The following is a 6,216-nucleotide window of genomic DNA, read 5'->3' as shown; positions in this document are numbered from 1 at the left end:
GCCGCGAAGGAGGCCGGCAACATGGTCGACCTCGACTCCAACCCGACCAAGCTCATCGAGATCGTCGAGATCGGCAAGCAACTCCTCATCACCCGTGGCGCGCTGACGACGTTCTCGATCGCCAACGACGTGGCGAAGTACTTCGCGATCATCCCCGCGATGTTCGCCGTCGCCTACCCGTCCCTGGACAAGCTCAACATCATGGGCCTGACCTCGCCCGAGTCCGCGATCCTCTCCGCCGTCGTCTTCAACGCGCTCATCATCGTCGCCCTCGTCCCGCTCGCCCTCAAGGGCGTGCGCTACCGGCCCTCCAGCGCCGACTCGATGCTCCGGCGCAACCTCGGGATCTACGGACTCGGCGGCCTGATCGCCCCGTTCATCGGCATCAAGATCATCGACCTCCTCATCTCCCTCATCCCCGGAATCGGCTGACCACGATGAACAACTCAGCAGCGAACACCGGCCGCGTGCTCTGGGCGGGCCTGCGCGCCCTCCTCGTCCTCACCGTGATCACCGGCGTCCTCTACCCGCTCACCGTCACCGGGATCGCCCAAGTGGCCTTCCCCGGCAAGGCGAACGGCTCCGAGATCACCGACGCGAGCGGCAAGGTCGTCGGCTCCGAACTCATCGGCCAGACCTACAACCTCCCCCTCGAGGAAGGAGAGGAGACGGCGGCCCCGGACCTGAAGTGGTTCCAGCCGCGCCCCTCCAACGGCCTCGGCACCAACAGCGTCAACACCCAGTACTCGATCATCCTGTCCGGAGCCACCAACCGCTCCGGCGACAACGAGGACCTGATCACCTGGGTCAAGGACGCCAAGGCCGCCGTCGTCAAGGACAACTCGACCGCCGACTACAAGGTGAAGCCGTCGGACGTCCCCGCCGACGCCGTCACCTCCTCCGGCTCCGGCCTCGACCCGCACATCTCCCCGGAGTACGCCAGGCTCCAGGTCCACCGGATCGCCGAGAAGAACCACCTCACCGTCGCCCAGGTCGACAAACTCGTCACCGACCACACCGACGACCGCATCCTCGGCTTCATCGGAGAACCCCGCGTCAACGTCCTCCAACTCAACCTCGCACTCAAGCAGTTGGTGACGGCGAAGGGCTGAGCCCCGGCAGCACCCGGGTCTCGACCGTGGGCAGCCCCTTGACCCACCAGTGGTCGTAGCGGCCGTAGACACGGCGGTCACGGGCGGCGAGGAACGCGTCGAGCCCCTCGGCCTCCTCCGCGAGTTCCGCCCAGACCCGGGCGGGCAGCGGGTGGAAGGCCGAGGCCTCGATGCCTCCCTCGACGGGGCGCCAGACCCCGGCCACGTACCCGTCGACGAGCAGCGTCGGCAGTGTGTCGCCGTTCACCCGGATCACGTGCTTGCGGTACTCGGCCGGGATGACGCGGCTGCGGTCCGAGTAGGCCAGCAGGACGCTGTCCCACATCGCAAGCAGCCGGGGCGGCGCCGGAACGTCCTCGTCGGGCCGGAGCCCCCCGGGCACGTCGTACAGGAGGATCCCGTCGGGCCCCTCCAGCCGCTCCAGATCGTCCTCGAGAAGCCGTACGGCCTCGCGCACCTTCCCCCGCGGCGCCAGCGTGAACTGCGCCATGTCGGGTACGGACGCCGGCCCGAAGCCCTCCAGATAGCGCCGGATCAGGACGGCGAGCCCCGCCGTCGCCGCCTCCGGGTCGCCGAGCACGGGCAGCGGCGCGCTCGCCGTCACGAACGACTGCGCCGCCCCGAACGACCAGGGCGGCCCCGTCGGCGCGTGCCACAGCGGCGCGTACTGCCGCATCATCCGCCACACCACGGCCTCCACCGGCCCGCCCCGCGCCGCTTCGAGGCGCTCCCGCATCCGGGCCCCGCTCCTGGCCTCCCCTGCGTAGTCGAGGAGAGCGGGCAGCAGCGCGTCGGCGTCGTCGGCCGTGAACCCCGCCGCCTTGTACCGGGGGTCGTGGAGCCGCGAACCGCGCAGGGTCGGCTCCATGCCCTCCCGGAACGCCCGGTAGTCCTCGGCGTGCACCAGGTGGAGCGTGAGCCGCATCAGGGTCGACCTGACCACCTCGTAACCCTCCACGGCCTCGTCGAGCAGCGCGGGATCGAAGCCGGCGACGCGGTTCCACAACGCCACGTAGGGCGAGCCCGGTTGCTGCGCCTGCAGCGCCACCACCCGGCGTACGGCGTCCCCGACACCGATCGGCACCCGGTCGAGGAGGAGTTGCCGGGCGAGAGTGGAGCGGTTGAGGGCGCGCGCGGTGATCACCATGGCGCGATTGTCCTCCCCGGCACTGACACCCGCGGGCCTGAGTCGCGCGTTCACCCGGGGCTCGCCCCGATGTCGCCCACCCGTCCTCCACCGTTGTGGCCGGAACTGGACCATGAGCTCGCCTCCATGGCGACATTCCATGTGTTCAAAGGGAGTTCAGATGAATCCGCGCCTCATGCGCCGGCCCGCCGTCGTGGTTCTTCCGCTGTCCGCCGCACTCGCGCTGACGGTGGTCATGGGTACGGCCGAGGCCGAACCGGCGCGGCACGGCTCCGCCGCCCGAGTCGTATCCACCTCGACCCTGCCGGACATCCCGCTGGCCGCCTTCAGCAACCGGCTGCTGCCCGGCAGCGTCGACGACGACCGGGACGTCGACCTGGGCGGCATCGGCAGCGACCTGTACCCGGCCGAGCGGCGCGGCGAGTACTGGACGGTCACCGACCGGGGCCCCAACGGCCAGATAGCGGTCGGCAAGGACAAGCGGCGCACCTTCCCGGTGCCCGGCTTCGACCCGGCGATCGTGAAGATCCGCGCGACCGGTGGCCGGATCCAGGTGCTGAAGTCCATCCCGCTCACCACCGCCACCGGCGCGCCCGTCACCGGCCTGCCCAACCAGCAGGGCCGCGACGAGGCCCCGTACGGCTACGACGCCACGACCCCGCTCGCCTACAACGCGAACGGCCTCGACACCGAGGGGCTCGTCCGCGACCGGGACGGCAGCTTCTGGCTGGTGGACGAGTACGGCCCGTCCCTGGTGCACGTCTCCGCCAAGGGCCGCGTCCTCGCCCGCCACGTCCCCAAGGGGCTGGGCCTGACCGGTGCCGACTACCCGGTGATCGAGTCGCTCCCGTCGATCTTCCTCAAGCGCAAGATCAACCGCGGCTTCGAGGGCTTGGCGCTGCTCCCCGACGGTGACCTGGTGATGGCGCTGCAGAGCCCGCTGCTCAACCCGGACAAGGCCGCCGGCGAGGACTCCCGCACCACCCGCCTGCTGCGCTTCTCGACCCGCAAGAACCGGGTCACGGCGGAGTACGCGTACCGCTTCGACCCGGTGGGCGTCGTCGAGCCGGGCCAGACGAAGACGTCGGAGCTGAAGATCTCCTCGATCGTGGCCCTGGGCGGCGACCGCCTGCTCGTCCAGGAGCGCACGGACAAGGCCTCCCGCGTCTACGAGGTACGGCTCCGCCGCGGCGCCGACATCCTCGGCTCCCCGTGGGACACGACGGCGAGCCCGACCCTGGAGCAGCTCGACGACGCGGCGGCCGCCGACGCCCCGGTCCTGGCGAAGCGCCTGGTGGTCGACCTGAACACGGTCGAGGGCGTCCCCGGGAAGATCGAGGGCATCGCGGTGGAGGGATCCTCGACCCTGGTCCTCCTCAACGACAACGACTTCGGCATGACGGACGGCCCGGAGGCCTTCGACGCGAACGGGCGCCTGGTCGACAGCGACGTGGAGACCACGCTGGTCCGCGTCCGCCTGCCGCACCGCCTGCGCTGACGCGGCGGGACGCCGGACGCGGGGTGCCGGGCACGGGGTGCCGGACGCCGGGACGCCGGACGCCAGGACGCCGGGTGCCGGGTCGCTACGCGGGCCGCGAGGACGTCAGGACGCCGACCTTGTCGATGCGGTGCTCGGGGTTGTGCTGGGCGTCCCGCCAGAAGTTGCCCGCGGCGTTGTCCTCGGGGGTCGCGCAGGTGGAGAGCGTGATCATGGCCCGGGTGGGCTTCTCGCCCGGCTCGCCCGGCACGGCGGCCCGCTGCTCGGCGAGCGAGCGGGCCGAGCGGAAGGACGTGCTCCGGGTCTCGACGATCTCGTACGTGTAGACGGTGCCGTCGGCGGTGACGTACACCTGGTCCCCCACCTCGACCGAGGGCAGATCACGCAGCGGCCCGCCGGCGGAGAGCCGGTGGGCGGTCACCAGGTAGTTGCCGACCTCACCCGGCCCCACCCCACCGCGCGCGCCGTGGGGACTCGCGGCGACGCCACGGTCCTGGATGCGGGTACCCGCACGGTCGTCGGTCGTCCCCTCGTACGGCAGGACGTCGAGGCCCTCGACACCGATCGAGGGTATGGAGATCTCGGCGGCGACGGGCCCGCGGGGCGAGGGGGCGGCCGAGGTGGAGGGAGCGGGGGAGGGCGTGGGGGGAGGGGCGGCGACCGGGGGAACGAGCGTCACGGGCCCGGGCGCGCCGGTGGTCGTACCGGCACCGCGATCGCCACCGGCACCGGCACCGGCACTGTCGGCGCCCGCGCAACCGGCCGAGGCGGTGAAGCCCACGACGAGGGCGGCGACCACGCCGACCAGAGCCGAGCGCGACCCTCGGCCGCGCCTCCGCCCCTTGCCCGGGGACCCACCACGTACGGCACCCATACCCCAAGAATGACCCACCTTCCGTGCCGGGGCACCCACGGCGGGAGCCTGGGCGCCGACGGCGGGAGCGGTCATCTCGCGCGGGAGGCGTGCGGCGGCTGGTCCGGCCGGTCCCTGGTCGGCCCGGTCGGCCGGGTCGGAGCGGCGGCGGTCAGCCGGGTCGGGCCGGCGGCCGCGGCCATCCCGGGCGGACCGGCGGCGGCGGTCACCCCGGGCGGACCGTCGCTTCCGCGGTGACGGCCGGCTGCGGCCGGGTGCGGACGCCCCAGCGGGCCAGCGCGGGCCCGGTCGCGCCCAGGGCCGCGAAGAACGCGGCGAGGAGCAGCCAGCCCGCCGTGCCGAGGCCGAGGACCACCGTGGTCAGGATCGCGGGGGCCAGGGCCTGGCCCGCGCTGAAGCCGAGGCCGAGGAGGCCCTGGTACTGGCCCTGGGCGTGGTCGGGCGCGAGGCCGAAGCCCAGGGCGAAGCCCGCCGAGGACTCCCAGATCTCCCCGAGGCTGTGCACGAAGATCGCCGCGACGAGCAGCCCCGCCGCCGCCCAGACCGGCGTGTACGCCGCCAGCGCCATCATCGGGCAGCTGACGAGGAAGAGCAGGCCCGCGTTGCGGAACGCCCGGCCGCCGTCGAGCGGGGTTTCGATGCGGGAGCCGATCCTGGTCTGCAGGAGGACGCAGAAGGCCGCGTTGACGGCGAACACCGCCGCCACCGTCCAGCGCGGCGCCTCGGTGTGCTGGGAGATCCAGATCGGCAGGAGCAGGGACACCACCGAGTACTGCAGCCCCATCGCCCCGTACAGGGCCGTGAACGTCAGGTACGGGCGGTCCGAGAAGGCCGGCCGGCGACGCTCTCGCGGCGGGGGCGGCAGCGCCGGGTAGTTCGGCAGCAGGAACAGGAGCAGCGCGCTCAGGGCGAAGCTCGCCGCGTTGCCGACGATCAGAGCGACGTAGGCGCCGCGGGTGCCCGCCGCCACCGCCAGCCCGGAACCCACGGTTCCGAAGATGACGCCCAGATTGACGAAGGTGCGCAGTTTCGCCCGGAACAGCGCCGGGCGTTCGGTCCCGACCCGGGCCACCAGAGCGCCCGAGGCGGCCCCGCCCGCAGCCGCGGCGATCTGGTCGACCGTCGCGAGGACGGTCAGCGCGGTCCAGCTCTCGACGAGCACGAGCGCCGCCATCGACACCGCCTGGACCGCGAGGGCCAGCATCATGACCGTGCGGGCGCCGCGCCGGTCGGCGAGATGGCCTCCGGGGATCCCCGCGAACAGGCCGATCAGTCCGGCGACGGTGAGCGCGGCCCCGACCTGCACCGCGGGCAGGCCCACGACCAAGGTGAAGTAGAGCGCCGACGCCGCGTTGAACAGGCCGTTCCCGACCCGGTTGACGAAGCTGGCGGCGATCAGCACGCGCTCCGGCCTGTTGTCTCCCGCCACGCGGGCCAGGCGGGCTATTCGGTCGGCCGGGCTGCCCTTGATCATGAACCGCAGGCTAGCAGCGGCCACTTGGGCGGCCGCGTCGCCGGCCGCCCCGGTGGCTGCCGCTCGTCCCCCGATCCCGCCCGCGTCGCCGCCCGACCCGGCGCGCCGGCC

At 72.8% G+C, this 6,216-nt stretch carries 6 protein-coding genes and 1 pseudogene; 4 read left to right on the top strand and 3 right to left on the bottom strand.

Going from position 1 to position 6,216, the window contains the following annotated elements; all coding sequences use genetic code 11:
• Window positions 1–432 (top strand): annotated as a pseudogene (locus tag ACFQ79_RS17260) (potassium-transporting ATPase subunit B); the annotation flags it as partial.
• 5 nt (window positions 433–437) lie between these two features.
• Complete coding sequence (locus tag ACFQ79_RS17255; protein WP_383584088.1) at window positions 438–1,112, top strand: potassium-transporting ATPase subunit C; 675 nt, start codon at window positions 438–440, stop codon at window positions 1,110–1,112.
• Here ACFQ79_RS17255 and ACFQ79_RS17250 read toward each other — a convergent pair.
• Window positions 1,084–2,259 carry a winged helix DNA-binding domain-containing protein gene (locus tag ACFQ79_RS17250; protein WP_383584086.1) on the bottom strand — a complete coding sequence of 392 codons (1,176 nt, stop codon included), beginning with the start codon at window positions 2,257–2,259 and terminating at the stop codon, window positions 1,084–1,086. The genes ACFQ79_RS17255 and ACFQ79_RS17250 overlap by 29 nt on opposite strands.
• 160 nt (window positions 2,260–2,419) lie before the next feature.
• Here ACFQ79_RS17250 and ACFQ79_RS17245 point away from each other — a divergent pair, with 160 nt between their 5' ends.
• Window positions 2,420–3,757 (top strand): esterase-like activity of phytase family protein, encoded by a 1,338-nt coding sequence (locus ACFQ79_RS17245; RefSeq protein ID WP_383584084.1) that lies wholly within the window; start codon window positions 2,420–2,422, stop codon window positions 3,755–3,757.
• An 85-nt stretch (window positions 3,758–3,842) separates the two neighbouring features.
• Here the strand turns inward: ACFQ79_RS17245 and ACFQ79_RS17240 are convergent, their stop codons facing one another.
• Complete coding sequence (locus ACFQ79_RS17240) at window positions 3,843–4,631, bottom strand: class E sortase (RefSeq protein ID WP_383584082.1); 789 nt, start codon at window positions 4,629–4,631, stop codon at window positions 3,843–3,845.
• A gap of 9 nt (window positions 4,632–4,640) precedes the next feature.
• Here ACFQ79_RS17240 and ACFQ79_RS17235 point away from each other — a divergent pair, with 9 nt between their 5' ends.
• Window positions 4,641–4,868 carry a hypothetical protein gene (locus ACFQ79_RS17235; protein ID WP_383584080.1) on the top strand — a complete coding sequence of 76 codons (228 nt, stop codon included), beginning with the start codon at window positions 4,641–4,643 and terminating at the stop codon, window positions 4,866–4,868.
• On the opposite strand, the gene ACFQ79_RS17230 is transcribed toward ACFQ79_RS17235, so the two are convergent.
• Window positions 4,837–6,105, bottom strand: coding sequence for an MFS transporter (locus ACFQ79_RS17230; protein WP_383584078.1), 1,269 nt, complete (start codon window positions 6,103–6,105; stop codon window positions 4,837–4,839). The genes ACFQ79_RS17235 and ACFQ79_RS17230 overlap by 32 nt on opposite strands.
• Between the last annotated feature and the right edge of the window lie 111 nt (window positions 6,106–6,216).

Source organism: Streptomyces sp. NPDC056480, assembly GCF_042795405.1.
In the GTDB taxonomy this organism is placed as follows: Bacteria; Actinomycetota; Actinomycetes; order Streptomycetales; family Streptomycetaceae; genus Streptomyces.
The sequence above is the reverse complement of the archived record's forward strand: the minus strand, read 5'-3'. Positions and strand labels throughout refer to the sequence as shown.

What these genes read in the sequence shown, in the direction of transcription:
- ACFQ79_RS17240 (WP_383584082.1), bottom strand. Translation starts at nt 4,631, where the DNA reads ATGGGTGCCGTACGTGGTGGGTCCCCGGGCAAGGGGCGGAGGCGCGGC.
- ACFQ79_RS17245 (WP_383584084.1), top strand. Translation starts at nt 2,420, where the DNA reads ATGAATCCGCGCCTCATGCGCCGGCCCGCCGTCGTGGTTCTTCCGCTG.
- ACFQ79_RS17250 (WP_383584086.1), bottom strand. Translation starts at nt 2,259, where the DNA reads ATGGTGATCACCGCGCGCGCCCTCAACCGCTCCACTCTCGCCCGGCAA.
- ACFQ79_RS17255 (WP_383584088.1), top strand. Translation starts at nt 438, where the DNA reads ATGAACAACTCAGCAGCGAACACCGGCCGCGTGCTCTGGGCGGGCCTG.
- ACFQ79_RS17230 (WP_383584078.1), bottom strand. Translation starts at nt 6,105, where the DNA reads ATGATCAAGGGCAGCCCGGCCGACCGAATAGCCCGCCTGGCCCGCGTG.
- ACFQ79_RS17235 (WP_383584080.1), top strand. Translation starts at nt 4,641, where the DNA reads ATGACCCACCTTCCGTGCCGGGGCACCCACGGCGGGAGCCTGGGCGCC.